Consider the following 686-nt stretch of genomic DNA (forward strand, 5'->3'; position numbering starts at 1 on the left):
TGTAAATGGTAGGAAATTTACTAGACCTCCTAGTCGTCGTAGATCTTGTTGATCTGCCATACCATGAATTACAGCACCTGCAGCTAGGAATAGTAGAGCCTTAAAGAAAGCGTGATTTACTAGATGAAATAGTGCTACATTATATTGTGATAGTCCTACTGCCATAAATAGATATCCCATTTGTGAACATGTACTATATGCAATTACTCGCTTTAGATCATTTTGTAGTAGACCTGTTGTTGCTGCAAAGAATGCTGTTAGAGCCCCTACCCATGTAATTACTACAAGTACTGTAGGACCATATTCAATAATTGGTGATGATCGTAGCATTAGATATACTCCTGCTGTTACAAGAGTAGCAGCGTGAATTAGAGCTGATACTGGAGTAGGACCTTCCATAGCATCCGGTAGCCATGTATGTAGAGGAATATTAGCAGACTTAGCCATAGCACCAACTAGTAGTAGTAGTCCAATAATAGTAATAGCTGTTTCGTTAATGTAAGGAGCTACTGAAAATACTGAAGCATAATCTACATTACCAAATACCCAGAAAATTGCAAAGAATCCTACTGATAGGAACATATCACCTACTCGGTTAACTGTTAGAGCCTTCATACCTGCCTTATTTGCTTGCATTCGAGTATACCAGAAGTTAATTAGTAGAAATGATGAGATCCCGGTTCCTT

The 686-nt window shown here is 38.3% G+C and carries 1 protein-coding gene; it reads right to left on the reverse strand.

Annotated features, from left to right (window positions below; translation table 11 throughout):
* Positions 1-675: proton-conducting transporter transmembrane domain-containing protein (locus tag ACYVPE_RS39960; protein ID WP_461038749.1), on the reverse strand; the 675-nt coding region annotated here is incomplete at its 3' end.
* Positions 676-686 lie beyond the last annotated feature (11 nt).

This window comes from Streptomyces mayteni, assembly GCF_054783955.1.